This is a genomic window from Variovorax sp. Varisp41 (assembly GCF_047325085.1).
Classification (GTDB): domain Bacteria; phylum Pseudomonadota; class Gammaproteobacteria; order Burkholderiales; family Burkholderiaceae_C; genus Variovorax.
Genome location: NZ_CP168540.1, coordinates 2,965,792 through 2,991,146, shown reverse-complemented (window position 1 = coordinate 2,991,146; position 25,355 = coordinate 2,965,792). Strand labels below are relative to the sequence as shown.

General features: G+C 68.9%; 23 protein-coding genes. 21 read left to right on the top strand and 2 right to left on the bottom strand.

Annotated features, from left to right (window positions below):
• Nucleotides 1-89: 89 nt before the first annotated feature.
• From aroB to ACEN9J_RS13920, 5 genes are all read left to right on the top strand, one after another.
• Nucleotides 90-1,211 (top strand): 3-dehydroquinate synthase, encoded by a 1,122-nt coding sequence (gene aroB, locus ACEN9J_RS13940; protein ID WP_413764366.1) that lies wholly within the window; start codon nucleotides 90-92, stop codon nucleotides 1,209-1,211.
• Between the two features lie 37 nt (nucleotides 1,212-1,248).
• The gene (locus ACEN9J_RS13935) at nucleotides 1,249-2,400 is read left to right on the top strand and encodes a deoxyguanosinetriphosphate triphosphohydrolase (protein ID WP_413764365.1); all 1,152 of its coding nucleotides are present in this window, start codon (nucleotides 1,249-1,251) and stop codon (nucleotides 2,398-2,400) included.
• A complete protein-coding gene (locus ACEN9J_RS13930) occupies nucleotides 2,397-3,662 on the top strand; it encodes a CynX/NimT family MFS transporter (RefSeq protein WP_413764364.1) in 1,266 nt (421 codons plus the stop codon). Before ACEN9J_RS13935 ends, ACEN9J_RS13930 begins: the two co-directional genes overlap by 4 nt.
• Nucleotides 3,659-4,234, top strand: a complete 576-nt coding sequence (locus ACEN9J_RS13925; protein ID WP_413764363.1) for a DUF1415 domain-containing protein — start codon at nucleotides 3,659-3,661, stop codon at nucleotides 4,232-4,234. Before ACEN9J_RS13930 ends, ACEN9J_RS13925 begins: the two co-directional genes overlap by 4 nt.
• Before the next feature lie 62 nt (nucleotides 4,235-4,296).
• A complete protein-coding gene (locus tag ACEN9J_RS13920; protein WP_296783229.1) occupies nucleotides 4,297-5,139 on the top strand; it encodes a class I SAM-dependent methyltransferase in 843 nt (280 codons plus the stop codon).
• A gap of 18 nt (nucleotides 5,140-5,157) precedes the next feature.
• Here ACEN9J_RS13920 and ACEN9J_RS13915 read toward each other — a convergent pair whose 3' ends face one another.
• Nucleotides 5,158-5,865, bottom strand: a complete 708-nt coding sequence (locus ACEN9J_RS13915) for a DUF1266 domain-containing protein (RefSeq protein ID WP_296783053.1) — start codon at nucleotides 5,863-5,865, stop codon at nucleotides 5,158-5,160.
• A gap of 84 nt (nucleotides 5,866-5,949) precedes the next feature.
• On the opposite strand from ACEN9J_RS13915, the gene ACEN9J_RS13910 reads away from it, so the two are divergent.
• The 9 genes from ACEN9J_RS13910 (at nucleotide 5,950) to ACEN9J_RS13870 (ending at nucleotide 17,353) form a co-directional block, all read left to right on the top strand.
• The gene (locus ACEN9J_RS13910; RefSeq protein WP_413764362.1) at nucleotides 5,950-6,645 is read left to right on the top strand and encodes a transposase; all 696 of its coding nucleotides are present in this window, start codon (nucleotides 5,950-5,952) and stop codon (nucleotides 6,643-6,645) included.
• A gap of 183 nt (nucleotides 6,646-6,828) precedes the next feature.
• Nucleotides 6,829-11,583 carry a glutamate synthase-related protein gene (locus ACEN9J_RS13905; RefSeq protein WP_413764361.1) on the top strand — a complete coding sequence of 1,585 codons (4,755 nt, stop codon included), beginning with the start codon at nucleotides 6,829-6,831 and terminating at the stop codon, nucleotides 11,581-11,583.
• A 39-nt stretch (nucleotides 11,584-11,622) separates the two neighbouring features.
• A complete protein-coding gene (locus ACEN9J_RS13900) occupies nucleotides 11,623-13,101 on the top strand; it encodes a glutamate synthase subunit beta (RefSeq protein ID WP_413764360.1) in 1,479 nt (492 codons plus the stop codon).
• A 171-nt stretch (nucleotides 13,102-13,272) separates the two neighbouring features.
• Nucleotides 13,273-14,100 (top strand): ABC transporter ATP-binding protein, encoded by an 828-nt coding sequence (locus ACEN9J_RS13895; protein WP_261209818.1) that lies wholly within the window; start codon nucleotides 13,273-13,275, stop codon nucleotides 14,098-14,100.
• On the top strand, nucleotides 14,097-14,879 hold the full coding sequence (gene mlaE, locus ACEN9J_RS13890; protein WP_261209820.1) for a lipid asymmetry maintenance ABC transporter permease subunit MlaE: 783 nt from the start codon (nucleotides 14,097-14,099) through the stop codon (nucleotides 14,877-14,879). The genes ACEN9J_RS13895 and mlaE overlap by 4 nt, the downstream gene beginning before the upstream one ends.
• A gap of 39 nt (nucleotides 14,880-14,918) precedes the next feature.
• Nucleotides 14,919-15,407 (top strand): outer membrane lipid asymmetry maintenance protein MlaD, encoded by a 489-nt coding sequence (gene mlaD, locus ACEN9J_RS13885; RefSeq protein ID WP_057596777.1) that lies wholly within the window; start codon nucleotides 14,919-14,921, stop codon nucleotides 15,405-15,407.
• Between the two features lie 26 nt (nucleotides 15,408-15,433).
• Complete coding sequence (locus ACEN9J_RS13880; protein WP_261209822.1) at nucleotides 15,434-16,186, top strand: VacJ family lipoprotein; 753 nt, start codon at nucleotides 15,434-15,436, stop codon at nucleotides 16,184-16,186.
• Between the two features lie 194 nt (nucleotides 16,187-16,380).
• Entirely contained in the window at nucleotides 16,381-17,043 is a 663-nt protein-coding gene (locus ACEN9J_RS13875) for a phospholipid-binding protein MlaC (protein WP_413764359.1), read from the top strand.
• 34 nt (nucleotides 17,044-17,077) lie between these two features.
• A complete protein-coding gene (locus ACEN9J_RS13870) occupies nucleotides 17,078-17,353 on the top strand; it encodes a lipid asymmetry maintenance protein MlaB (RefSeq protein ID WP_261209826.1) in 276 nt (91 codons plus the stop codon).
• A gap of 15 nt (nucleotides 17,354-17,368) precedes the next feature.
• Here the strand turns inward: ACEN9J_RS13870 and ACEN9J_RS13865 are convergent, their stop codons facing one another.
• Complete coding sequence (locus ACEN9J_RS13865; protein WP_413764358.1) at nucleotides 17,369-18,949, bottom strand: serine hydrolase domain-containing protein; 1,581 nt, start codon at nucleotides 18,947-18,949, stop codon at nucleotides 17,369-17,371.
• Nucleotides 18,950-19,108: 159 nt separating this feature from the next.
• Between ACEN9J_RS13865 and ACEN9J_RS13860 the strand changes: the two genes are divergently transcribed.
• The 7 genes from ACEN9J_RS13860 (at nucleotide 19,109) to ACEN9J_RS13830 (ending at nucleotide 25,352) form a co-directional block, all read left to right on the top strand.
• The gene (locus tag ACEN9J_RS13860; RefSeq protein WP_057596772.1) at nucleotides 19,109-20,056 is read left to right on the top strand and encodes an ABC transporter ATP-binding protein; all 948 of its coding nucleotides are present in this window, start codon (nucleotides 19,109-19,111) and stop codon (nucleotides 20,054-20,056) included.
• Nucleotides 20,053-20,817, top strand: a complete 765-nt coding sequence (locus ACEN9J_RS13855) for an ABC transporter permease (RefSeq protein ID WP_261209832.1) — start codon at nucleotides 20,053-20,055, stop codon at nucleotides 20,815-20,817. The genes ACEN9J_RS13860 and ACEN9J_RS13855 overlap by 4 nt, the downstream gene beginning before the upstream one ends.
• Before the next feature lie 19 nt (nucleotides 20,818-20,836).
• Complete coding sequence (locus tag ACEN9J_RS13850; RefSeq protein ID WP_093351969.1) at nucleotides 20,837-21,079, top strand: BolA family protein; 243 nt, start codon at nucleotides 20,837-20,839, stop codon at nucleotides 21,077-21,079.
• Nucleotides 21,080-21,125: 46 nt separating this feature from the next.
• Nucleotides 21,126-22,409 carry a UDP-N-acetylglucosamine 1-carboxyvinyltransferase gene (murA, locus tag ACEN9J_RS13845; RefSeq protein WP_296741234.1) on the top strand — a complete coding sequence of 428 codons (1,284 nt, stop codon included), beginning with the start codon at nucleotides 21,126-21,128 and terminating at the stop codon, nucleotides 22,407-22,409.
• Nucleotides 22,406-23,047, top strand: coding sequence for an ATP phosphoribosyltransferase (hisG, locus tag ACEN9J_RS13840; RefSeq protein WP_057596768.1), 642 nt, complete (start codon nucleotides 22,406-22,408; stop codon nucleotides 23,045-23,047). The genes murA and hisG overlap by 4 nt, the downstream gene beginning before the upstream one ends.
• 23 nt (nucleotides 23,048-23,070) lie before the next feature.
• The gene (hisD, locus tag ACEN9J_RS13835) at nucleotides 23,071-24,441 is read left to right on the top strand and encodes a histidinol dehydrogenase (RefSeq protein ID WP_413764357.1); all 1,371 of its coding nucleotides are present in this window, start codon (nucleotides 23,071-23,073) and stop codon (nucleotides 24,439-24,441) included.
• 68 nt (nucleotides 24,442-24,509) lie between these two features.
• Complete coding sequence (locus ACEN9J_RS13830) at nucleotides 24,510-25,352, top strand: hypothetical protein (RefSeq protein ID WP_296783025.1); 843 nt, start codon at nucleotides 24,510-24,512, stop codon at nucleotides 25,350-25,352.
• Nucleotides 25,353-25,355 lie beyond the last annotated feature (3 nt).

Genomic DNA, 25,355 nt, shown 5'->3' with positions numbered 1-25,355 from the left:
CGCGACCCGAGGCGCATCGACCCTCGCGCGCCCGGGCGCTTGGCGCCGGCGTTCCGGCCCGTCGGCGCCGCACCGCCTAAACTCCCGCCATGCCATCGCCCGCCGCCTCCGTTTCCCCGCCCCCCCTCGAACGCGTCGACATCCCGCTCGGCGACCGCAGCTATCCCATCCTCATCGGCGCCGGCCTGTTCGACGATCCCCGGACCTACGGCGTCGTGCCGCAGGCGGCCAGCGCGCTGATCGTCAGCAACACCACGGTCGCGCCGCTCTACGCCCAGGCGCTTCGCGAGGCGCTGGCCGGCCGGTTCCGGCAGGTGCATCTGCTCGAGCTGCCCGATGGCGAGGCCTACAAGAACCTCGAAACGCTGAACCTGATCTTCGATGCGCTGCTCGGTCACGGCAGCGACCGCAAGACCGTGCTGTTCGCGCTCGGCGGCGGCGTGGTGGGCGACATGACCGGCTTCGCGGCCGCCAGCTACATGCGCGGCGTGCCCTTCGTCCAGGTGCCGACCACGCTGCTGGCGCAGGTCGATTCCTCGGTCGGCGGCAAGACGGCCATCAACCATCCGCTGGGCAAGAACATGATCGGCGCGTTCTACCAGCCGCAGCTGGTGGTCTGCGACCTCGGCACCCTGCAGACCTTGCCGCCGCGCGAGCTCAGCGCCGGCCTGGCCGAGGTCATCAAGTACGGACCGATCCACGACATGGCCTTCCTCGACTGGATCGAGTCGAACATCGAGGCCCTGGTGGCGCGCGATCCCGCCGCGCTCGCGCATGCGGTCAAGCGCAGCTGCGAGATCAAGGCGCTGGTGGTTGGCCAGGACGAGCGCGAGACCGGCCTGCGCGCGATCCTCAATTTCGGCCACACCTTCGGCCATGCGATCGAATCGGGCCTGGGCTATGGCGAATGGCTGCATGGCGAGGCCGTGGGCTGCGGCATGGTGATGGCGGCGCGGCTGTCGCAGCGCCTCGGCGGCGTGGATGCGGCCTTCGTCGAGCGCCTGACCCGGCTGATCCAGCGCGCCGGCCTGCCCACGGTCGGCCCCGACCTCGGCGCCGACCGCTACCTGGAACTGATGCGCGTCGACAAGAAATCCGAGGGCGGCGAGATCCGCTTCGTCGTGATCGACGAGCCGGGTTCCGCGATCATGCGCGGCGCGCCCGATGCGCTGGTGCGCGAGGTGCTCGCGCAATCCTGCGCGGCGGCCTGAACCCCCTTCCGATGGCCGGCATCGCCCCCGCGGATCCATGAGCCTCGCGCCCTACGCCTCGCATCCCGCGCGTTCGCGCGGCCGTCGCCATCCCGAGCCGCCCGCGCCCACGCGCGATGCCTTCCAGCGCGACCGCGACCGCATCGTGCATTCGACGGCGTTCCGGCGGCTGGTCTACAAGACCCAGGTGTTCCTCAATCACGAGGGCGACCTGTTCCGCACGCGGCTCACGCATTCGCTCGAGGTGGCGCAGCTCGGCCGTTCCATCGCGCGCGCGCTGCGGCTCAACGAGGACCTGGTAGAAGCCATCGCGCTGGCCCATGACCTGGGCCACACGCCCTTCGGCCATGCGGGGCAGGACGCGCTCAATGCCTGCATGGCCGAGCACGGCGGCTTCGAGCACAACCTGCAGAGCCTGCGCGTGGTCGATGCGCTCGAGCATCGATATCCGCAGTACGACGGCCTCAATCTCAGCTTCGAGACGCGCGAGGGCATCCTCAAGCACTGCTCGCGCGCCAACGCCGAGAAGCTCGAGGCGGCCGAGCCCGGCGGCGTGGCGCACCGCTTCATCGACCGCACCCAGCCAGGCCTCGAAGCGCAGCTGTGCAACCTGGCCGATGCGATCGCCTACAACGCCCACGACATCGACGACGGCGTGCGCTCCGGCCTGATCGCGGTCGAGCAACTGGCCGAGGTCGAGCTGTTCGAGCGCTACCGGCGCGAGGCGCTGGCCGAGTACCCGGCGCTCAGCGGCCGCCGCGTGCTCTACGAGACCATCCGCCGCATGCTCAGCGCCCAGGTCTACGACGTGATCGATGCCACCCGCGCCACGCTCGAGGCGCTCGCGCCCGGCGATGCCGATGCGGTGCGCCGCGCGCCGCCGGTGGTCGCGTTCAGCGAGGGCATGCGCGCGCAGTCGGAGACCCTGCAGCGCTTCCTGTTCCGCAATCTCTACCGCCATCCGCAGGTGGTGCAGACCACCGACCAGGCGCGCGAGGTGGTGCGCGAACTGTTCGATGCCTACCTCGAGCGCGGCGCCGAGATGCCCGAGTCCTTCGCCGAGCGCGCCGACCGCCCGCGTGCCGTGGCCGACTACATCGCGGGCATGACCGACCGCTTCGCGATGCGCGAGCACGAACGGCTGACCGGCCGGCGCGGCATTGCGCGCGCCGACGGGCCGACGGCATGACATCGCCCGGCGCGCGCCCGCGCATCCCCGCGGCCGCCTTCGCGGTCGTGGTCGCGGGCGTCAGCGCCGCGCTGCACCTGGGCAAGCTGCCGCCCGCGGTGCCGGCGCTGCAGGCTTCGCTGGGCATCGGCCTGGTCGAGGCGGGTTTCCTGCTCTCGCTGGTCCAGGTCGCGAGCATGACGCTGGGTCTGCTCGCGGGCCTGGCGGCCGACACCATCGGCCTGCGCCGCAGCATGCTGGGCGGACTGGCGGTGCTGACCCTGGCCAGCCTCGCGGGCGGCGCGGTCGGCAGCCACCTGCCCGCAGAGCAGGCCGTGCCCTGGCTGCTGGTGCTGCGCGCCGTCGAGGGCGTCGGCTTCCTGCTGGCGGTGATGCCGGGCCCGGGCCTGATCCGCGCCCTCACGCCTTCGGGCGCCGACAAGGCCGCGCTGGGGCTCTGGGGCGCCTACATGCCGTTCGGCGTGGCGCTGGCCCTGTTGCTCGGCCCGGTACTGATCGGCTGGAACGGCTGGCCCGGCTGGTGGTGGGCGCTGTCGCTGGTGTCGGCGCTGGCGGCGGCCTGGCTGTTCGTCGCGGTGCCGGCCGACCGGCAGCGCGCGCCGATCGCCGCCGCCGTGCCCGAGAGCGGCTGGTCGCGCCTGCGCACCACCGTCGGCGCGCGCGGCCCCTGGCTCACGGCGCTGAGCTTCGCCGTCTATTCGGCACAGTGGATGGCGGTGATCGGCTTCCTGCCCGCGATCTATGCCGGCGCGGGCGTGCCGGCCGGCTGGAACGCGGTGCTCACGGCACTGGCGGCCGCGATGAACATCGTCGGCAACATCATGGGCGGGCGTTGGCTGCAGCGCGGCATCGCGCCCGAGCGGCTGCTGCAATGGGGCTTCCTGATCATGGCGCTGGGCGGCATCGCGGCCTTCGCGGAACTGCGCGGGCCGGGCGCCGATGCCATCGGGCTGCCCGCCTCGCTGCGCTTCGTGGCCGTCTGCGCCTTCTCGCTCGCGGGCGGCATGGTGCCGGCCACGCTGTTCCTGCTCGGCGTGCGCTTCGCGCCCGGGCCGGCCACCGTGTCGACCACCGTCGGACTGATGCAGCAGGCCTCGTCGCTGGGCCAGTTCCTGGCGCCGCCGACTGTTGCCTGGGTGGCGCACCGCGTCGGCGGATGGCACTGGACCTGGGTCGCGACGCTCGCCTGCTCGCTGACCGGCATCGCGATCGCGCGCCGGCTCGGCCGTGCGCGGCTGGCGCTGGAGACGGCGACGCCATGAGCAGCGGTGCCTTCGTCGCGGCCGAGCAGGCCGTCGCCGACACGCGCCGCTGGCTCGAGCGCGCGGTGATCGGCCTCAACCTGTGCCCGTTCGCGAAGGCCGTGCACGTCAAGAGCCGGATCCACTACGCCACCTACCTGCCCGCCGAGCATGACGACCTGCTCGACGCATTGCTCGCCGAGGCCCGGCAACTCGTCGCGCGCGATGCCACCGAGCGCGACACCACATTGCTGATCGCGCCGAGCGCGCTTTCGGACTTCCTCGATTTCAACGACTTCACGGCACGCGCCGAGCGCAGGCTTGCCAAGGCCGGCTTCGACGGCGTGCTGCAGCTCGCGAGCTTCCATCCGCAATTCCAGTTCGGCGGCACCGAGCCCGACGACATCGGCAACGCCACCAACCGCGCGCCCTATCCCACGCTGCACCTGCTGCGCGAAGAGAGCGTGGACCGCGCGGTCGAGGCCTTTCCCGATGCCGAGGAGATCTTCGGCCGCAACATCGACACCCTCGAGGCCCTCGGGCCCGAAGGCTGGGCCGCGCTCGATGTCGGCCCCGGGAGCACCCCCACATGAATGCCCACGCTTTGAACAAGATCCGCGACGACCATTCCGCCAAGGGCGGCAAGACCGCCAAGATGGCGAAGGCCGATGCCGAGCTCGCCGAGGCCTTGCGCCCGGGCCAGTCGGTCGAGCTGCTCAAGGAGCTGCACATCCTCACGCGCGAGGGCCGGCTCAACCAGGACTCGCGCCGCAAGCTCAAGCAGGTCTACCACCTGTTCCAGTTCATCGAGCAGCTGCTGCGCGAGCTGCCCGAGGGCGGCGCCAACGCCACGCTGGCCGACCATGGCGCGGGCAAGTCGTACTTGGGCTTCATCGTCTACGACCTGTTCTTCCGCACGGGGCAGGGCGGTCACGTCTACGGCATCGAGACGCGCGCCGAGCTGGTCAAGAAGTCGCGCGAACTCGCGCAGCGGCTGGGCTTCGACCGCATGTCCTTCCTCAACCTCACGGTGGCCGAATCGGCCACCGCGGGCGAGCTGCCGCCGCGGATCGACGTGGTGACCGCGCTGCATGCCTGCGACACCGCCACCGACGACGCCATCGCCTTCGGCCTCGCGAAGAAGGCCCGCTGCATGGTGCTGGTGCCGTGCTGCCAGGCGGAGGTGGCGGCCTGCCTGCGCGAGACCAAGGCGCTCGCGCTCTCGCGCACGCCGCTGGCCGAGCTCTGGCGCCATCCGCTGCACACGCGCGAGATCGGCAGCCAGCTCACCAACGTGCTGCGCTGCCTGTACCTCGAGGCCAACGGCTACAGCGTCACCGTGACCGAGCTCGTGGGCTGGGAGCACAGCATGAAGAACGAACTGATCCTCGCGCGCCATACCGGCCAGCGCAAGGCGAGCGCGGCCGCGCGGCTGCGCGAACTGCTGGCGCAGTTCGGGCTCGACGCGTTGGGCGATACGCGCTTTAGTCTCGACTGAGCCTGACGCCGCGCCGGCTCAGCGCGAGGCGAGCAGCGCAGGCAGCGCGTCGCGCGTGGGCCAGGCCAGCGTCTTCCATGGGCTGCGCTCGTCTTCCAGCAGCCGTTCGGTCACCGAAGCCAGCACCTTGCGGCCCATGAAGTTGCTGCCCGCGGCATCGCGCTCGCCTTCGAGGAAGCTGCGGCCGTAGCTCTCCCAGCCATCGAAGCGCTCGACCGCCAGCGCCACCGCCGGCTCGAGCGCGTCCAGCGCCTCGCGCGCTTCCAGGTAGCCGACCGCCGCCGAGCCGGTCGCGAGGTGCGCGAAGCGGGCGATCCACACGGCCAGTTCGCCATCCGTGCTCCGGGCCATCGCCTCGGCCGCGTCGTGGGTGTCGGCGATGGCTTCGCGTGCCTGCGCCTCGCCGTCCGCGTCGAAGTCGCGTGCCAGCAGCTTCTTCCACGGCCCGACTTCCTCGTCGGGGATCGGCACGCACAGCAGGTGCACCGCGCCGCGGTTCGCTTCCCTGGCGGCCTTGAGCTCGGGGGCGAAGGTCTCGCGGTAGATCGCGGCCAGCGCCACGGCCATGTTCTCGTAGCGCGACGAGGCAGCGAGCCGGGCCTCGAGCGCCGCGCCGTCCTGCTGCGCCTTGGCCTCGCGCTCGGCGGTTTCCTGCGCCAGCTCGGCGCGTCCCTCCGCCATGCCTTCCTTGACCGTATCGAGCATTTCCTTGAAGAACTTGAACATCGAATGGCTCCTCCCCCGCCAGGATGGGATGGTTCGGCGGGCGGCTTAGGATACAAGTCCCGCGCGTCAACCCCTTCCTGGCCCATGGCCCGCCTTCCCCGCCTCACCCTTGCCGGCCTGCCGCACCATGCGATCCAGCGCGGCAACAACCGCCAGCCGATCTTCGTGGACCGTGCCGACCACGAGAAGCTGCTCGCCCTGCTGGCCGACAGCGCCACGCGCTTCGGCGTCGCGGTGCACGCCTACGTGCTGATGGACAACCACTTCCACCTGCTGGCCACGCCCGACAGCGCCACCGGACTGCCGCAACTCATGCAGTCGGTCGGGCGCAGCTACGTGCGCTACTTCAACGACCGCCATGGCCGCAGCGGCACCCTGTGGGAGGGGCGCTACAGGTCGACCCTGATCCAGACCGAGCGCTACCTGCTGACCTGCATGGCCTACATCGACCTCAACCCGGTGCGCGCGGGGCTGGTGATCGATCCGCGCGAGTTCGCGTGGTCCAGCCATGCGCACTACGCGGGGTTGCGGCACGACCGGCTGCTCACGCCCCATCCGCTGTACTGGGAGCTCGGCAACACCCCGTTCGCGCGCGAGGCGGCGTATGTCGAACTGGTGCGCGCGGGGGTCCGGGCCGCCGACCAGTCGGCGCTGACCGAGGCCACGCTGCGTGGCTGGGCGGCCGGCGACGCCGATTTCCTGGAAGCGTTGCAGAAGAACACCGAGCGCCGCGTGCTGCCGGCCAAGGCCGGGCGGCCGCCTTCGGGCACCAAGAGCTGAACTGAAAAGGGCGGAAGCCGCTGTCCAGTCGTGGTCTTTCGCTATCTGATTTGATGTGTCCCCAATTAAATTCTGACAAGAAAACTCAAGATTTAATCGGAATCTGACCCCTATTAAAGTGTTTGGCATTCTTTGTGCATCGCAATATGCTCCCAATCCCTGCGAAAACTGAAGGAGTGCGCCATGACGACGGCTGCCGAGATTCAACATCTCCAACAACACGGTCTGTATTCCGGTGCCGACGAGCACGATGCCTGCGGCGTCGGCTTCGTGGCCCACATCAAGGGCGAGAAGAGCCACGCCATCGTGCTGCAGGGCTTGAAGATCCTCGAGAACCTCGACCATCGCGGCGCAGTGGGCGCGGACAAGCTGATGGGCGACGGCGCCGGCATCCTGATCCAGCTGCCCGACCACCTGTACCGCGACGAGATGGCCAAGCAGGGCGTCACGCTGCCCCCACCGGGCGAGTACGGCGTCGGCATGATCTTCCTGCCGAAGGAACACGCCTCGCGCCAGGCCTGCGAGCAGGAAATGGAACGCGCGATCAAGGCCGAAGGCCAGGTGCTGCTGGGCTGGCGCGACGTGCCGGTCAACCGCGACATGCCGATGTCGCCCACCGTGCGCGAAAAGGAACCGCTGCTGCGCCAGGTCTTCATCGGCCGCGGCAACGACGTGATCGTGCAGGACGCGCTGGAACGCAAGCTCTACGTGATCCGCAAGACCGCGAGCGCCAACATCCAGCGCCTGAAGCTCAAGCACAGCAAGGAATACTACGTTCCGAGCATGTCGAGCCGCACCGTGGTCTACAAGGGCCTGCTGCTCGCCGACCAGGTCGGCACCTACTACCTCGACCTGCAGGACAAGCGCTGCGTCTCGGCCCTGGGCCTGGTGCACCAGCGCTTCTCGACCAACACCTTCCCCGAGTGGCCGCTGGCCCACCCGTACCGCTACGTCGCGCACAACGGCGAGATCAACACCGTCAAGGGCAACTACAACTGGATGAAGGCGCGCGAGGGCGTGATGTCCTCGCCCGTGCTGGGCCCCGACCTGCAGAAGCTCTACCCGATCAGCTTCGCGGGCCAGTCCGACACCGCCACCTTCGACAACTGCCTCGAGCTGCTGACGATGGCCGGCTACCCGATCAGCCAGGCCGTGATGATGATGATTCCCGAGCCCTGGGAACAGCACAGCACCATGGACCCGCGCCGCCGCGCGTTCTATGAATACCACGCCGCCATGCTCGAGCCCTGGGACGGCCCGGCCTCGATCGTGTTCACCGACGGCCGCCAGATCGGCGCCACGCTCGACCGCAATGGCCTGCGTCCCTCGCGCTACTGCGTGACCGACGACGACCTCGTCATCATGGCTTCGGAGTCGGGCGTGCTGCCCGTGCCCGAGCAGAAGATCGTGCGCAAGTGGCGCCTGCAGCCCGGCAAGATGTTCCTGATCGACCTCGAGCAAGGGCGCATGATCGACGACGAGGAGGTCAAGGCCACCCTCGCCAACAGCAAGCCCTACAAGCAGTGGATCGAGAACCTGCGCATCAAGCTCGACAGCGTGCAGGCCGAGCCGGTGGCCGCGCCGATCTCGCAGGTCGCGCTGCTCGACCGCCAGCAGGCCTTCGGCTACACCCAGGAAGACATCAAGTTCCTGATGAGCCCGATGGCGCAGGCCGGCGAAGAGGGCATCGGCTCGATGGGCAACGACAGCCCGCTGGCCGTGCTCTCGAGCAAGAACAAGCCGCTGTACAACTACTTCAAGCAGCTGTTCGCCCAGGTCACGAACCCGCCGATCGACCCGATCCGCGAAGCCATCGTGATGTCGCTGGTGTCCTTCATCGGCCCGAAGCCCAACCTGCTCGACATCAACCAGGTCAACCCGCCGATGCGGCTCGAGGTGAGCCAGCCGATCCTCGACTTCGCCGACATGGCGAAGCTGCGCGACATCGGCAAGTACACGCAGGGCAAGTTCAAGAGCTACGTGCTCGACATCACCTACCCGCTCGCCTGGGGCGACGAAGGCGTCGAAGCCAAGCTGGCCTCGCTGTGCGCCGAAGCCGTCGATGCCATCAAGGGCGGCCACAACATCCTGATCGTCAGCGACCGCGGCGTCGGCCCGACGCAGGTCGCCATCCCCGCCGTGCTGGCGCTGTCGGCCGTGCACCAGTACCTGGTGCGCGAGGGCCTGCGCACCACGGCCGGCCTGGTGGTGGAGACCGGCTCGGCGCGCGAGGTGCACCACTTCGCCGTGCTCGCGGGCTACGGCGCCGAGGCGGTTCATCCCTACCTCGCGATGGACACCCTGGCCGGCATGCATGCCGACCTGCCGGGCGCGCTGAGCGCCGAGAAGGCGATCTACAACTACGTGAAGGCGATCGGCAAGGGTCTGTCGAAGATCATGTCGAAGATGGGCGTCAGCACCTACATGAGCTACTGCGGCGCCCAGCTGTTCGAGGCCATCGGCCTGAACAGCGAGACCGTCAGCAAGTACTTCACCGGCACGGCCAGCCGCGTGGAAGGCATCGGCGTGTTCGAGATCGCCGAGGAAGCCATCCGCATGCACAAGGCCGCCTTCGGCGACGACCCGGTGCTCTCGAACATGCTCGACGCCGGCGGCGAATACGCCTGGCGCACGCGCGGCGAGGAGCACATGTGGACGCCCGACGCGATCGCCAAGCTGCAGCACAGCACGCGCGCCAACAACTGGAACACGTACAAGGAATACGCCCAGCTCATCAACGACCAGAACCGCCGCCACCTCACGCTGCGCGGCCTGTTCGAGTTCAGGATCGATCCGGCGAAGGCGATTCCGGTCGACGAGGTCGAGTCGGCGGCCGAGATCGTCAAGCGCTTCGCCACCGGCGCGATGTCGCTGGGCTCGATCAGCACCGAAGCGCACTCGGTGCTGGCCGTGGCCATGAACCGCATCGGCGGCAAGAGCAACACCGGCGAGGGCGGCGAGGACCCCGCGCGCTACCGCAACGAACTCAAGGGCATCCCGATCAAGCAGGGCGACACGCTGCGCAGCGTGATCGGTGCCGAGAACGTCGAGGTCGACCTGCCGCTGAAGGACGGCGACTCGCTGCGCTCGCGCATCAAGCAGGTGGCCTCGGGCCGCTTCGGCGTCACGGCCGAGTACCTGCATTCGGCCGACCAGATCCAGATCAAGATGGCCCAGGGCGCGAAGCCGGGCGAGGGCGGCCAGCTGCCGGGCGGCAAGGTCACCGAGTACATCGGCAAGCAGCGCTACGCGGTGCCGGGCGTGGGCCTGATCTCGCCGCCGCCGCATCACGACATCTACTCGATCGAGGACCTGGCCCAGCTGATCCACGACCTGAAGAACACCGCGCCGCACGCCAGCATCAGCGTGAAGCTGGTCAGCGAGATCGGCGTCGGCACCATCGCCGCGGGCGTGGCCAAGTGCAAGAGCGACCACGTCGTGATCGCCGGCCATGACGGCGGCACGGGCGCCTCGCCCTGGTCGTCGATCAAGCATGCGGGCAGCCCGTGGGAAATCGGCCTGGCCGAGACCCAGCAGACGCTGGTGCTCAACCGCCTGCGCAGCCGCATCCGCGTGCAGGCCGACGGCCAGATGAAGACCGGTCGCGACGTCGCCATCGGCGCGCTGCTGGGCGCCGACGAGTTCGGCTTCGCCACCGCGCCGCTGGTGGTCGAGGGCTGCATCATGATGCGCAAGTGCCACCTCAACACCTGCCCGGTGGGCGTGGCCACGCAGGACCCGGTGCTGCGCAAGAAGTTCTCGGGCAAGCCCGAGCACGTCGTCAACTACTTCTTCTTCGTCGCGGAGGAAGTGCGCCAGATCATGGCCCAGCTCGGCATCCGCAAGTTCGACGACATGATCGGCCGCGCCGACCTGCTCGACATGCGCAAGGGCATCGAACACTGGAAGGCCTCGGGCCTCGACTTCAGCCGCCTGTTCGCGCTGCCGAACGTGCCGGCCGACGTCTCGCGCTTCCATGTCGAGAACCAGGACCACGGCCTCGACAAGGCACTCGACGTCCGGCTGATCGAGAAGTCGCGTCCCGCGATCGACAAGGGCGAGAAGGTGCAGTTCATCGAGGTGGCGCGCAACGTCAACCGCTCGGTGGGCGCGATGCTCTCGGGCGCGCTGACCAAGGTGCATCCGCAGGGCCTGCCCGACGACTCGATCCGCATCCAGCTCGAGGGCACGGGCGGCCAGTCGTTCGGCGCCTTCCTGGCGCGCGGCATCACGCTGTACCTGATCGGCGACGCCAACGACTACACCGGCAAGGGCCTGTCGGGCGGCCGCGTGGTGGTGCGCCCCAGCCTCGACTTCCGCGGCGAGGCCGCGCGCAACACCATCGTCGGCAACACCGCGCTGTACGGCGCGACCACCGGCGAGGCCTACCTGTGCGGCGTGGCCGGCGAGCGCTTCGCGGTGCGCCTGTCGGGCGCCACGGCGGTCATCGAAGGCACCGGCGACCACGGCTGCGAGTACATGACCGGCGGCACGGTGGCCGTGCTCGGCAAGACCGGGCGCAACTTCGCGGCCGGCATGAGCGGCGGCGTGGCCTTCGTCTACGACGAGGACGGCCAGTTCGCCTCGCGCTGCAACATGGCGATGGTCTCGCTCGACAAGGTGCTGACCTCGGCCGAGCAGACCGCCAGCGTGCATCGCAAGATCTGGCACGGCGGCGAAACCGACGAGGCCCAGCTGAAGAAGCTGCTCGAGGACCACCACCGCTGGACCGGCAGCAAGCGCGCGCGCGAGCTGCTCGACACCTGGGCCGTGTCGCGCACCAAGTTCGTCAAGGTCTTCCCCAACGAGTACAAGCGCGCCCTGGCCGAGCTGCACGACCGCAAGGTCGAGCTCACCAGCACCGGCAACAACGCGCACGTCGGCCTCGAGCCGCATGCGATCGCCGCCGCGCCCAAGACGGTGCCGGCCGCCGCCTGAAGGCGCGGGTGAACGAAGACACAACGAAGGAACAGCACGATGGGAAAGATCACCGGTTTTCTGGAGCATGAGCGCATCGAGGAGGGCTATCGCCCGGTCGAGGAGCGGCTCAAGCACTACAAGGAATTCGTCGTCGGCCTGGATGCCGACCAGGCGAAGGTGCAGGGCGCGCGCTGCATGGACTGCGGCACGCCGTTCTGCAACAGCGGCTGCCCGGTCAACAACATCATTCCGGACTTCAACGACCTGGTGTACCGCAACGATTGGCGCAACGCCTTCGCGGTGCTCGACTCGACCAACAACTTCCCGGAGTTCACCGGCCGCATCTGCCCCGCGCCCTGCGAGGCGGCCTGCGTGCTCAACGTGAACGATGACGCGGTCGGCATCAAGTCGCTCGAGCACGCCATCATCGACCGCGCCTGGGACGAAGGCTGGGTCGCGCCGCGCGTGGCCAAGCACAAGACCGGCAAGAAGGTCGCCGTGGTGGGCGCGGGCCCGGCCGGCATGGCCGCCGCCCAGCAGCTCGCGCGCGCCGGCCACGATGTGACGCTGTTCGAGAAGAACGACCGCATCGGCGGCCTGCTGCGCTACGGCATCCCCGACTTCAAGATGGAGAAGTCGCACATCGATCGCCGCGTCGAGCAGATGAAGGCCGAGGGCGTGGTGTTCCGCACCGGCGTGGTCGTCGGCGCCGCCAAGGATCCGCTGGGCAAGGGCTCGAAGGTCACCAACCTGGCCAAGGAAAGCGTCACGCCCGAGCAGTTGCAGAAGGACTTCGACGCCGTGCTGCTGACCGGCGGCGCCGAGCAGTCGCGCGACCTGCCCGTGCCCGGCCGCGACCTCGACGGCATCCATTTCGCGATGGAGTTCCTGCCGCAGCAGAACCGCGTCAACGCGGGCGACAAGGTCAAGGGCCAGCTGCGCGCCGATGGCAAGCACGTGATCGTGATCGGCGGTGGCGACACCGGCTCCGACTGCGTGGGCACCAGCAACCGCCATGGCGCCGTGAGCGTCACGCAGTTCGAGCTGATGCCGCAGCCGCCCGAGGAAGAGAACCGCCCGCTGACCTGGCCGTACTGGCCGATCAAGCTGCGCACCAGCTCCAGCCACGACGAGGGCTGCGAGCGCGAGTTCGCGATCTCCACGAAGGAGTTCATCGGCGAGAAGGGCAAGATCACCGGCCTGAAGACCGTTCGCGTCGAATGGAAGGACGGCAAGATGCAGGAAGTGGCCGGCAGCGAGCAGGTGCTCAAGGCCGACCTCGTGCTGCTCGCGATGGGCTTCGTGAGCCCCGTGGCGACCGTGCTCGATGCCTTCGGCGTCGAGAAGGATGCGCGCGGGAATGCGAAGGCCAGCGTCGACTTCATCGGTGGCTATGCCACCAACGTGCCGAAGGTCTTTGCCGCCGGCGACATGCGCCGTGGCCAGTCGCTGGTGGTCTGGGCGATCCGCGAGGGCCGCCAGGCCGCGCGCTCGGTCGACGAGTTCCTGATGGGCTTCAGCGACCTGCCGCGCTGATTCCGGGCACCGCGCCCGCCGTCTCCAGGGCGGCGGGCTTCTCCTCCAAACGGAGCAGGCTGCCACGGCTGAAATTTGTTTCAATTCGGCGGGGCTTCTCGCGGCTCCTTTATCATCCGCGGAAACCGCATGCCGGGATGCCTCCTCAGGGCGCCCGGCTTTTTTATTGAGATGGACCCAGCCGCACAGCCACAGCCCTTCGTAGAGTTTCGCGACGTTCGCTTCGGTTATGGCGCGCGCGCGATCCTCGATGGCGTCTCGTTCTCGCTGCCGCGCGGCAAGGTCACGGCGCTCATGGGCGCCTCGGGCGGCGGCAAGACCACCGTGCTGCGCCTGATCGGCGGCCAGCAGCGCGCCCAGCGCGGCGAGGTGCTGTTCGACGGCCAGGACGTCGGCCGCATGGACCCCACCGCGCTCTATGCAGCGCGGCGCCGCATGGGCATGCTGTTCCAGTTCGGCGCGTTGTTCACCGACATGAGCGTGCTCGACAACGTGGCTTTTCCGCTGCGCGAACACACCGAACTGCCCGAGGCGCTGGTGCGCGACATCGTGCTGATGAAGCTCGACGCCGTCGGCCTGCGCGGCGCGCGCGACCTGCTGCCCAGCGAAGTCTCGGGCGGCATGGCGCGGCGCGTGGCGCTGGCGCGCGCGATCGCGCTCGACCCCGACTTCGTGATGTACGACGAACCCTTCGCCGGCCTCGACCCGATCTCGCTCGGCACCGCGGCGCGGCTGATCCGCCAGCTCAACGACACGCTGGGACTCACCAGCATCATCGTGTCGCACGACGTGGAAGAGACCTTCCGCATCGCCGACCAGGTGATCGTGCTCGCCAACGGCGGCATCGCCGCGCAGGGCACGCCCGACGAGGTGCGCAACAGCAGCGATCCGCTGGTGCACCAGTTCGTGCATGCGCTGCCCGACGGGCCGGTGCGCTTCCACTATCCGGGCGTCAGCATCGAGGACGATTTCGGTCCCGCGCATGGAGGCCATCCATGAGCTGGTGGAACCCGCGCGACGTCGGCTTCGCCGTGCGCAGCAAGCTGGCCGATCTCGGCCATGGTGCCAAGCTGTTCATGCGGCTGGCCTTCCAGGGCTCGCGCAGCCTGCGCCGCTTCGCGCTGGTGCGCGACCAGATCCATTTCCTCGGCAACTACTCGCTCGCGATCATCGCGGTGTCGGGTCTTTTCGTGGGCTTCGTGCTCGGGCTGCAGATGTACTACGCGCTGCAGCGCTACGGCTCCTCCGAGGCGCTCGGCCTGCTGGTCACGCTGAGCCTGGTGCGCGAGCTCGGGCCGGTGGTGGCGGCGCTGCTGTTCGCGGGCCGCGCCGGCACCTCGCTCACGGCCGAGATCGGCCTCATGAAGGCCGGCGAGCAGCTCAGCGCCATGGAGATGATGGCGGTCGATCCGGTGCAGCGCATCCTCGCGCCGCGCTTCTGGGCCGGCGTGATCACCATGCCGCTGCTGGCGGCCGTGTTCAGCGCGGTCGGCATCCTCGGCGGCTACGTGGTGGGCGTGCTGATGCTCGGCGTCGATCCCGGCGCGTTCTGGGGCCAGATGCAGGCGGGCGTCGATGTCTGGCGCGATGTCGGCAACGGCGTCATCAAGAGCATCGTGTTCGGCTTCACCGTGACTTTCATTGCGTTGCTGCAGGGCTATGAGGCGCAGCCCACGCCCGAGGGCGTGTCGCGCGCCACCACCCGCACCGTGGTGGCGGCCTCGCTGTCGGTGCTGGGGCTCGATTTCCTGCTCACCGCCATGATGTTCAGTATCTGAAGGGGCTCGCCCCGATCGTTCTAGATAGAGAGTGCAACCATGCAACGTTCCAACAACGACATCTGGGTCGGCCTGTTCGTGCTGCTCGGGGCGGCCGGGCTGCTGTTTCTCGCGCTGCAGTCGGCCAACCTGCTGAGCCTGAACTTCCAGAAGACCTACACCGTCACCGCGCGCTTCGACAACATCGGCGGCCTCAAGCCGCAGACGGCCGTCAAGAGCGCCGGCGTGGTGATCGGCCGCGTGCAATCGATCTCGTTCAACGACAAGACATTTCAGGCCGACGTGACGCTGGCTTTGCAAAACCGTTACAGTTTTCCCAAGGACAGTTCGCTGAAGATCCTCACCAGTGGCCTGCTCGGCGAGCAGTACATCGGGATCGAGGCGGGTGTCGAGGAGAAGAACCTGCAGGCCGGCGACACGATCACCGCCACCCAATCGGCGGTGGTGCTCGAGAACCTGATCAGCCAGTTCCTCTACAGCAAGGCCGCCGAGGGGAGTTCCACGCCGGCCAACACCAACAAGAAATGAAAAACCGTCACCCCATGTCGAATGCTATGAAGAACATAGCGACCTATGCCCGCTGGATGGGCATTTCTGCTCTTCTGTCGGTGCTCGCCGCGTGCGCCACCGGCCCGCAGGCCAATCCGCTCGACCCGTTCGAGCCCTTCAACCGAGGCGTGACCCGCTTCAACGACACCGTCGACGAGAACGTGCTCGTGCCGGTGGCCACCACCTATACCCGCGTGCTGCCTTCGCTGGTGCGCACCGGTGTCACCAACTTCTTCAACAACGTGGGCGACGTCTGGAACCTCGCCAACAACGTCGCGCAGGGCAAGGTGCAGAACAGCGCCCAGACCTTCATGCGTTTGAACGTCAACACGATCTTCGGTCTCGGCGGCCTGCTCGACATCGCCACCGAGGCGGGCATCGACCGCCACGACGAGGATTTCGGCCAGACGCTCGGCTACTGGGGCGTGGGTTCGGGTCCGTACCTCGTGCTGCCGCTGCTCGGCCCCTCGACCGTGCGCGATGCCGCGGCGCTGCCGGTGGACCGCTGGGGCGATCCGATCTCGCACATGAACGACGTGGCGTGGCGCAATTCGCTCAACGTGTTGAACCTGGTCGACACCCGTGCCAAGTACCTGCGCGCCGGCCGCCTGCTCGACGATGCGGCGCTCGACAAGTACACCTTCACGCGCGACGCCTATCTGCAGCACCGCCGCAGCGACATCTACGACGGCAACCCGCCCGACGAGCGCGAGGACATCGACCCCAAGGACGGCGCCAAGGGCAGCGACGGCAAGTAGGCCTTTGCCGCTGCCCGGAGCGCGGCTTTTCGAGGTCAGGAGGCCACGGCCTTCGCTTGCATCCGGTTGCAGGCTTCATCCGACGTTCAGGAACCCGGTAGGCCGGTAGCCTGTCGAAACCGTTCCAGACTTGGCGCGGCTGCTCTCTTTTTCGAAGGGCCGCGCGGCAGATTCAACCAGAGGGACTCACGATCATGACAAAAACCCAGACCTTGATTCAACGACGCAGCCTCGGCCGCCTGGTGCTGGCCGGCGCGCTGCTGATCGGCGCCGGCGTCGCCTTCGTGCGCCCCGCGCAGGCCGCGGACGAAGCGCCCGACGCGCTGGTCAAGCGGCTGTCGACCGACGTGCTCGAGACCATCAAGGCCGACACCTCGATCAAGGCCGGCGACGTCAACAAGATCATGCTGCTGGTCGACAGCAAGATCATGCCGAACGTCAACTTCCAGCGCATGACCGCCTCGGCCGTCGGCCCGGCCGGGCGCCCGGCCACGCCCGAGCAGCAAAAGCGCCTGCAGGAAGAGTTCAAGACCCTGCTGGTGCGCACCTATGCCGGCGCGCTCGACCAGGTGAGCGACCAGACCGTCACGGTGCGCCCGTACCGCGGTTCGCCCGACGACAAGGAAGTGCTGGTGCGCACCGAGGTCCGCGGCCGCGGCGACCCGGTCCAGCTCGACTACCGCCTCGAGAAGACGCCCGGCCAGGGCGGCGGCTGGAAGGTCTACAACCTCAACGTGCTCGGCGTGTGGCTGGTCGATACCTACCGCACCCAGTTCTCGCAGGAGATCAACGCCCGCGGCATCGACGGCCTGATCACCGCGCTGGCGGCCCGCAACAAGGGCGGCGGCAAGGGCTGAGCCCGGCCGGGCCCATCGAGAAGGAGCCGAGGCCATGCTGGTCCTGCCGACGAAGCTCACGCACGACGAGGCGCCCGCCTGCATGCGCATGCTGCAGAAGGGCCTCGCCGGTCAGGGCGACGCCTCCGCCACCGTGGTCGACGCCAGCGCGCTGGTGCAGTTCGACTCGTCGGCGCTGGCGGTGCTGCTCGAATGCCGCCGCGAGGCCAGCGCGCTCGGGCGCGGCTTCGCGGTGAAGGGCCTGTCGCCGCGGCTGCGCGAGCTGGCGGCGCTCTACGGCATCGCCGGACTACTGCCGGCCGCGCCCTGAGGGCGCTCCTCATCCTCAGGAGGCGGGAATCGCCTCCATCAGCAGCTTCAACGCATCGTTCAGCGGCCGGCCATAGGCCGGCGCGCCCTTCGAGTGCCCGATGCGCACCACCACCAGGTCGTGCGAGGGCACGATCAGCACCACCTGTCCGTCCGCGCCCAGCATGTAGTAGGCCGAGGTCGGCACCGGGAACGCTGTGGTGTTGTTCATCGTCCCGTTGAGCCAGAAGAAGCCGCCGTAGATCGGTCGCTTGTCGGCCGCCCAGCCCGGCGCCACGGTGCGCACGAAATTCACGAAACCCTCGGGCAGGATGCGCTCGCCGTTCCAGACGCCGTCCTGCAGGTACAGGTTGGCCAGCCGCGCCCAGTCGCGGCCCGACATGAAGTCGTAGCCCTGTGCCAGGAAGTTGCCGTAGGGATCGGTCTCCAGCACCATCGAGCGGATGCCGATCCGGTCGAACAGCTCGCGCTGCGGGAACGAGAGGTACTCCTCGCCGCGCTTCTCGACCGCGAGGCGCACCAGGTAGCTGGCCAGCACGGGATCGGTGTTGCGGTAGCGGCCCACGAGGTTGGGCTGCCACTGCTGGGGCCGCGTGGCGGCGTAGTTGAAGGCGTTGATGCGCCCCGTGTAGAAGTAGATGTGGTCGGGGTAGGTGCCGTTCGGGTCGAAGTCCGGATCGTCGGGCGCCTTGATGCGCAGCCCGCTCGACATGTGCAGCAGGTCCGAGATGCGGATCTTCTGGCGGCCGTCGCCTTCGCCCTGCCACTCGGGGATCGGTGCCGGCTGGTCGAGGGTGTAGACGCCCTGCCGGATCAGCACGCCCATCATGGTGGCCACCACGCTCTTGCCCATGGACCACGACTCCAGCGGCGTCGTCGGGCCGATGCCCGGCATGTAGCGCTCGGCGAGGATCCGCCCCTTGTGCGTGACCACGAAGGCCGAGGTGTAGGCCTCGGGCACGCCGAAGGCGGCGCTCACGGCCTGGTTCACCTTGGTCATGTTCACGTTGGCCGGGAACGGGGTGCTTGGCAGCACGTCGCCCATCGGCCAGGGCTGGGTGGACGGGTCGGGCAGCGCGCTCTTGACCTCCAGCGGGGTGAAGAAGACGTCGTCGCGCCCTGGCGGCAGCGTCACGCAGCCTTGCGAGCCGAACTGGCGCGCGGTCAGCGTGGGCCCGCCCGGGATGGCGATGCGCACTTCGCGCTTCGCGCGGTCGACCACCGGCTTGCCGACCTTCTTGCGCTCCGAATAGGGCCCGACGAAGTAGCCGACGGTCTCGGCGGCGACGTCCGGGTCGAGCCCGGTGATGAAGACCGCCGAGCACATCGCCTTGGCATAGCCCGAGGTGTTGTGCTCGAGCACGTTGCCGGGCGGCGGCACGTAGGGGGTGGCGAGTTCCAGCGACCGGGCGCGCGCGATCAGGGCTTCGCGCGAGGGCAGTTCGGCCGTGGTGTTGGTCGGCGGGTTGCCCCCGACGATGGGCAGGCCGCCGCCCCCCCCACCGCCGCCTCCACCGCCGCAGGCGGACAACAGGCTTGCAAGAACCAGGGCTCCGGCGGCCAGCCAGGGCCGGGGAGGACGGTGCAACGATCGCATCACGAGGGCTCCTTGCGACGGCCGGCGGTGGCGGTGCCCCGCCCGGCGTCGGGCGCGATTCTGACCCCAACCGGCCTCGCGGTCCTTAAGGGTCCGCCGGGCTTGCATTCCCGCACGAACTGCGCTGGAGGACCCGCGCCCTTAAAATCCCGGCCTCCCATGCCCGCGATCTCATTCCAATCGGTCTCCAAGACCTATCCTCCCTCACGACAGCAGCGGGCCCAGGGCAAGACCGGGCTGCGGGCGGTCGACGAGGTCAGCTTCGACATCGAGCCCGGCGAGTTCTTCGGCCTGCTCGGTCCCAACGGGGCCGGCAAGACCACGCTGATCAGCATGCTCGCTGGCCTGTCGCGGCCCACCGCCGGGTCGATCCGCGTGCATGGCTTCGACGTGCAGCGCGACTACGCCCAGGCCCGCCGCCAGCTCGGCATCGTGCCGCAGGAGTTGGTGTTCGACCCCTTCTTCAACGTGCGCGAGTCGCTGCGCATCCAGTCGGGCTACTTCGGCATCACCAACAACGAGGCCTGGATCGACGAGCTGCTGCAGAGCCTGGGCCTGGCCGACAAGGCCACCGCCAACATGCGCCAGCTCTCGGGCGGCATGAAGCGCCGGGTGCTGGTGGCGCAGGCGCTGGTGCACAAGCCGCCGGTGATCGTGCTCGACGAGCCCACCGCGGGCGTCGACGTCGAGCTGCGCCAGACGCTGTGGCAGTTCGTCGCGCGGCTCAACAAGCAGGGCAGCACGGTGTTGCTGACCACCCATTACCTCGAGGAAGCCGAGGCGCTGTGCAGCCGCATCGCGATGCTCAAGCTCGGGCGCGTGATCGCGCTGGACCGCACCAGCGAGCTGCTGAAGTCGGCCGCGAGCAACGTGCTGCGCTTCAAGACCGATGCGATGCTGCCCTGGGAAATCGCCCAGCATGCGCGCATCACGGGCCGCATCGTGCAGCTGCCGGCGCAGAACGCGCACGAGGTCGAACAACTGCTGGCCGCCATCCGGCAGGCCGGCGTGGCGGTGGAAGACGTGGAAATGCGCAAGGCCGACCTGGAAGACGTGTTCATCGACCTGATGGCGGGCGAGCAGACGCCGCTGGAGGTCGCGCGATGATGGCTGTCACGGGTTGGCGCGCGCTGCTCTACAAGGAGACGCTGCGCTTCTGGAAGGTCGGCTTCCAGACCGTCGGCGCGCCGGTGCTCACCGCGCTGCTCTATCTGATGGTGTTCGGCCATGTGCTCGAGGACCACGTGAAGGTCTACGGCACCGTCGGCTACACCGCCTTCCTGATCCCGGGCCTGGTGATGATGAGCGTGCTGCAGAACGCGTTCGCCAACAGCTCGTCCTCGATCATCCAGAGCAAGATCATGGGCAACCTCGTGTTCGTGCTGCTCACGCCGCTGTCGCACTGGGGCTGGTTCCTGGCCTACGTGGGCTCCTCGGTGATCCGCGGGCTGGCGGTGGGGCTCGGCGTGTTCCTGGTCACGATCTTCTTCGCCATGCCGGATTTCGCGGCGCCGGTCTGGATCCTGGTGTTCGCGCTGCTCGGCTCGGCCATGCTGGGCACGCTGGGCCTGATCGCCGGGCTCTGGGCCGAGAAGTTCGACCAGATGGCCGTGTTCCAGAATTTCCTGATCATGCCCATGACCTTCCTGTCGGGCGTGTTCTATTCGATCGGCTCGCTGCCGCCGTTCTGGCAGTCGGTGAGCCACCTGAACCCCTTCTTCTACATGATCGATGGCTTCCGCTACGGCTTCTTCGGCGTCAGCGACGCCTCGCCGTGGCTGAGCTTCGGGATCGTCGGCAGCGCCTGGCTCGTGGTCAGCGCGATCGCGGTCCACCTGCTGAAGATCGGCTACAAAATCCGGGGCTGAACGGCCCCTTTCACACCCCATGACCGCAGACCAACTCAAGGCCATCATCCAGTCCCACCTGCCGTGCGAGCACATCGCGCTCGAGGGGGACGGCCGACATTGGTACGCCACCATCGTCTCGGCCGAATTCGAGGGCAAGCGCTCGATCCAGCGCCATCAGCGGGTCTACGCCACCCTCGGTGCGAAAATGCATACCGATGAGGTGCATGCGCTCTCGATGAAGACCTATACGCCGTCCGAATGGGCGGTGGCTGAAAAATAACTCTCCGGGCCTGCGGGCCCTTTGCGAGCCACTCGCTGGACCTTCGATGGACAAACTCCTGATTCGCGGCGGGCGCCAGCTCCGCGGCGAAGTACTCATTTCCGGCGCCAAGAACGCCGCGCTGCCCGAGCTGTGCGCGGCCCTGCTGACCGACCAGCCCGTGGTGCTGCACAACGTGCCGCGGCTGCAGGACGTGTCGACCATGCTCAAGCTGGTGCGCAACATGGGCGTGTCGGCCGAACGCGACGACAACGGAACCGTGCGCCTGAACGCCGGCGACCTGACCCGCCCCGAGGCCCCGTACGAACTCGTGAAGACCATGCGCGCCTCGGTGCTGGCGCTGGGCCCGCTGCTGGCGCGCTTCGGCCACGCCAAGGTGTCGCTGCCGGGCGGCTGCGCCATCGGCTCGCGGCCGGTCGACCAGCACATCAAGGGCCTGCAGGCCATGGGTGCCGAGATCGTGGTCGAGCACGGCTACATGGTCGCGCGCCTGCCGGCCGGCCGCACGCGACTGAAGGGCGCGCGGATCCTGACCGACATGGTGACCGTCACCGGTACCGAGAACTTCCTGATGGCCGCCGCGCTGGCCGAGGGCGAGACGCTGCTCGAGAACGCCGCGCAGGAGCCCGAGATCGTCGACCTGGCCGAGATGCTGATCCGCATGGGCGCGAAGATCGAGGGCCACGGCACCAGCCACATCCGCATCCAGGGCGTGGAGAAGCTGCACGGTTGCGAGCACGCCGTGGTGGCCGACCGCATCGAGGCCGGCACCTTCCTGTGCGCCGTGGCGGTCGCGGGCGGCGAGGCCCTGCTGCGCCATGCGCGCGGCGACCACCTCGACGCGGTGATCGACAAGCTGCGCGACGCCGGCTGCGAAGTGGGCTGCGAGCAGGACGGCATCCGCATCGCCTCGAAGGGGGCCGAACAGCTCGAGGCCCAGAGCTTCAGCACCACCGAATACCCGGGCTTCCCGACCGACATGCAGGCGCAGTTCATGGCGCTCAACGTGATCGCGCACGGCGCCTCGATGGTCACCGAGACCATCTTCGAGAACCGCTTCATGCATGTGAACGAGATGGTGCGCCTGGGCGCGCGCATCCACGTCGAGGGCAAGGTGGCGATGGTCGAGGGCGTGCAGCAGCTCTCGGGCGCCACCGTGATGGCGACCGACCTGCGCGCCTCGGCCAGCCTGGTCATCGCCGGCCTGGTGGCCGAGGGCGAGACCCTGGTCGACCGCATCTACCACCTGGACCGCGGCTACGACCGCATGGAAGCCAAGCTGCGCGGCCTGGGTGCCGACATCGAACGCGTGACCGGAGCCATCGCATGATCACCCTGGCGCTTTCCAAAGGCCGCATCTTCGAAGAGACCATGCCGCTGCTGGCCGCCGCCGGCATCGAGGTCACGGAAGACCCCGAGAAGTCGCGCAAGCTGATTCTCGGCACCACCCGCCCCGACGTGCGCGTGGTGCTGGTGCGTGCCTCCGACGTGCCGACCTACGTGCAGTACGGCGGCGCCGACCTCGGCGTGACCGGCCTGGACGTGCTGCTCGAGCACGGCAACCAGGGCCTGTACCAGCCGCTCGACCTGCGCATCGCCGCCTGCCGACTCAGCGTGGCCGTGCGCGCCGACTACGACTACGCCTCGGCCGTGCGCCAGGGCTCGCGCCTCAAGGTCGCGACCAAGTACGTGGGCCTGGCGCGCGACTTCTTCGCCAGCAAGGGCGTGCACGTCGACCTGATCAAGCTCTACGGCAGCATGGAGCTCGCGCCGCTGACCGGCCTGGCCGACGCCATCGTCGACCTGGTCTCGACCGGCAACACGCTCAAGGCCAACCAGCTGGTCGAGGTCGAGCGCATCATGGACATCAGCGCGCGCCTGGTCGTCAACCAGGCCGCGCTCAAGCTCAAGCGCGAACCCATCCGCCGCATCATCGACGCCTTCGCGTCGGCCATTCCCTCCGCCTGATCCCTCGAACCGCACTTCGCCAAATGACCCTGCAAGCAGCCCCCGCCCGACTGTCCACGACTTCAGCCAGCTTCGATGCTGAATTCAAGGCGCGGCTGCATTGGTCCGCGGATGCCGATGCCGCGATCGAGAAGACGGTGGCCGACATCCTGGCCGACGTGCAGGCGCGCGGCGACGCGGCCGTGCTCGAGTACACGCGCCGCTTCGATGGCCTGGGTGCCACCGCCGTGAGCGAACTCGAACTGACGCAAGCCGACTTCAAGCAGGCCTTCGACTCGCTGCCCGCCGTGCAACGCGAGGCACTGCAGGCCGCGGCCGACCGCGTGCGCAGCTACCACGAGGCGCAGAAGAAGGCCTCGGGCGAGAGCTGGAGCTACCGCGACGCCGACGGCACGCTGCTGGGCCAGAAGGTCACACCGCTCGATCGCGTCGGCATCTACGTGCCCGGCGGCAAGGCGGCCTATCCGTCGAGCCTGCTGATGAACGCGATTCCGGCCCACGTGGCCGGCGTGGGCGAGATCATCATGGTCGTGCCGACTCCCGTGAAGGGCAGCGTCGCCACCGGCGGCGCCGGCGGCGAATCGTCCGGCAAGGGCGAGCGCAACGTGCTGGTGCTGGCGGCCGCCTACGTGGCCGGCGTCACGCGCGCCTTCACCATCGGCGGCGCGCAGGCCGTGGCCGCGCTGGCCTACGGCACCGCGACCATTCCCGCGGTCGACAAGATCACCGGTCCCGGCAATGCCTACGTGGCCGCCGCCAAGCGCCGCGTGTTCGGCACCGTGGGCATCGACATGATCGCGGGCCCGAGCGAGATCCTGGTGCTGGCCGACGGCAGCACGCCGCCCGACTGGGTGGCGATGGACCTGTTCAGCCAGGCCGAGCACGACGAGCTCGCGCAGAGCATCCTGCTGTGCCCCGACGCCGCCTACATCGACCGCGTGCAGGCCGAGATCGACCGCCTGCTGCCGACCATGCCGCGCGCGGCGATCATCGCCGCCTCACTGAACGGCCGCGGCGCGCTGATCCACACGAAGAGCATGGAAGAGGCCTGCGAGATCAGCAACCGCATCGCGCCCGAACACCTCGAGGTCAGCAGCAGCGAGCCGCAGCGCTGGGAGCCGCTCTTGCGCCACGCCGGCGCGATCTTCCTCGGCGCCTTCACCAGCGAGAGCCTCGGCGACTACTGCGCCGGCCCGAACCACGTGCTGCCCACCAGCGGCACCGCGCGTTTCTCGAGCCCGCTGGGCGTGTACGACTTCCAGAAGCGCTCGAGCCTGATCGAGGTCAGCGAGGCCGGGGCCCAGGTGCTCGGGCCGATCGCCGTCACGCTGGCCGAGGGCGAGGGCCTGCAGGGCCACGCCGAGGCCGCGCGCATGCGGCTGCGCAAGCTTTGAGGGGCGCGCCCGCGCGTCCGGTCCGGATTCCGTTTCCGTCCACAACCCGCTCGGGAGGAGCAAACCTGATGATGAATCAACGTCTGCGTCGTTCGCGCCTGTTCAAGTTCGCCCTCGGCCTGCTGGCCGGTGCCGCGCTGCTCGTGGCCTGCACCCCGATGCCGCGCACCCAGACCCAGAGCCAGGCCGAGGCGGTGCCGAGCACGGCCGCCGCCGCCGCACCGGCGCCGCGCCTCGGCACCCAGTGGGGCGAGGGCCGTGAATCGAACACGCGCAGCGTGCAGGTCCAGCGCTACACGCCCGACCAGCCCGACGAGGTCGCCTCCATCGGCTACAACGACGCCGCCAGCGTGCGCCGCGGCGTCGGCGCCAACCCCGAGCGCCGGCTCAACCTGCAGCTGGCGCAGGGCGACGTCGAATGGTCGGTGATCGACGAATCGGGCCGCGCGATCCCGCTGCAGCGCGCGCGCCGCGGCAGCGGTGGCGACGAGAACTTCCGCCTCGCGGGCGCCGAGGGCGCGCGCTACACGCTGCGCTTTCGCAACCTCAGCGACCGCAGCTACGAGGTGATCGCCACGGTCGACGGCCTCGACGTGCTCAACGGCAAGCCCGGCAGCCTGCGCAACGGCGGCTACGTGCTGCGGCCGCTGCAGGTGATCGACATCGAGGGCTTCCGCAAGAGCCAGTCCGAGGTCGCGGCCTTCCGCTTCGCCACGCCGGGCCGCGCCTATGCCGCCAACACCGAGGCCGGCGACGCGCGCAACATCGGCATCCTCGGCGCCGCGCTGTTCGAGATCACGCAGCCCGACGCCCCGCGCCGTCCGCGCCGTGGCTCCGATGCCGCGCAGCCCAATGCCTTCCCGGCCGACGGCGCGACCGGCTACGCGCCGCCGCCGCGCTACGCGAAGTGAGGT

Coding starts and splice junctions, on each gene's coding strand:
- aroB (WP_413764366.1), top strand. CDS start 90: ATGCCATCGCCCGCCGCCTCCGTTTCCCCGCCCCCCCTCGAACGCGTC.
- ACEN9J_RS13935 (WP_413764365.1), top strand. CDS start 1,249: ATGAGCCTCGCGCCCTACGCCTCGCATCCCGCGCGTTCGCGCGGCCGT.
- ACEN9J_RS13930 (WP_413764364.1), top strand. CDS start 2,397: ATGACATCGCCCGGCGCGCGCCCGCGCATCCCCGCGGCCGCCTTCGCG.
- ACEN9J_RS13925 (WP_413764363.1), top strand. CDS start 3,659: ATGAGCAGCGGTGCCTTCGTCGCGGCCGAGCAGGCCGTCGCCGACACG.
- ACEN9J_RS13920 (WP_296783229.1), top strand. CDS start 4,297: ATGGCGAAGGCCGATGCCGAGCTCGCCGAGGCCTTGCGCCCGGGCCAG.
- ACEN9J_RS13915 (WP_296783053.1), bottom strand. CDS start 5,865: ATGTTCAAGTTCTTCAAGGAAATGCTCGATACGGTCAAGGAAGGCATG.
- ACEN9J_RS13910 (WP_413764362.1), top strand. CDS start 5,950: ATGGCCCGCCTTCCCCGCCTCACCCTTGCCGGCCTGCCGCACCATGCG.
- ACEN9J_RS13905 (WP_413764361.1), top strand. CDS start 6,829: ATGACGACGGCTGCCGAGATTCAACATCTCCAACAACACGGTCTGTAT.
- ACEN9J_RS13900 (WP_413764360.1), top strand. CDS start 11,623: ATGGGAAAGATCACCGGTTTTCTGGAGCATGAGCGCATCGAGGAGGGC.
- ACEN9J_RS13895 (WP_261209818.1), top strand. CDS start 13,273: ATGGACCCAGCCGCACAGCCACAGCCCTTCGTAGAGTTTCGCGACGTT.
- mlaE (WP_261209820.1), top strand. CDS start 14,097: ATGAGCTGGTGGAACCCGCGCGACGTCGGCTTCGCCGTGCGCAGCAAG.
- mlaD (WP_057596777.1), top strand. CDS start 14,919: ATGCAACGTTCCAACAACGACATCTGGGTCGGCCTGTTCGTGCTGCTC.
- ACEN9J_RS13880 (WP_261209822.1), top strand. CDS start 15,434: ATGAAGAACATAGCGACCTATGCCCGCTGGATGGGCATTTCTGCTCTT.
- ACEN9J_RS13875 (WP_413764359.1), top strand. CDS start 16,381: ATGACAAAAACCCAGACCTTGATTCAACGACGCAGCCTCGGCCGCCTG.
- ACEN9J_RS13870 (WP_261209826.1), top strand. CDS start 17,078: ATGCTGGTCCTGCCGACGAAGCTCACGCACGACGAGGCGCCCGCCTGC.
- ACEN9J_RS13865 (WP_413764358.1), bottom strand. CDS start 18,949: ATGCGATCGTTGCACCGTCCTCCCCGGCCCTGGCTGGCCGCCGGAGCC.
- ACEN9J_RS13860 (WP_057596772.1), top strand. CDS start 19,109: ATGCCCGCGATCTCATTCCAATCGGTCTCCAAGACCTATCCTCCCTCA.
- ACEN9J_RS13855 (WP_261209832.1), top strand. CDS start 20,053: ATGATGGCTGTCACGGGTTGGCGCGCGCTGCTCTACAAGGAGACGCTG.
- ACEN9J_RS13850 (WP_093351969.1), top strand. CDS start 20,837: ATGACCGCAGACCAACTCAAGGCCATCATCCAGTCCCACCTGCCGTGC.
- murA (WP_296741234.1), top strand. CDS start 21,126: ATGGACAAACTCCTGATTCGCGGCGGGCGCCAGCTCCGCGGCGAAGTA.
- hisG (WP_057596768.1), top strand. CDS start 22,406: ATGATCACCCTGGCGCTTTCCAAAGGCCGCATCTTCGAAGAGACCATG.
- hisD (WP_413764357.1), top strand. CDS start 23,071: ATGACCCTGCAAGCAGCCCCCGCCCGACTGTCCACGACTTCAGCCAGC.
- ACEN9J_RS13830 (WP_296783025.1), top strand. CDS start 24,510: ATGATGAATCAACGTCTGCGTCGTTCGCGCCTGTTCAAGTTCGCCCTC.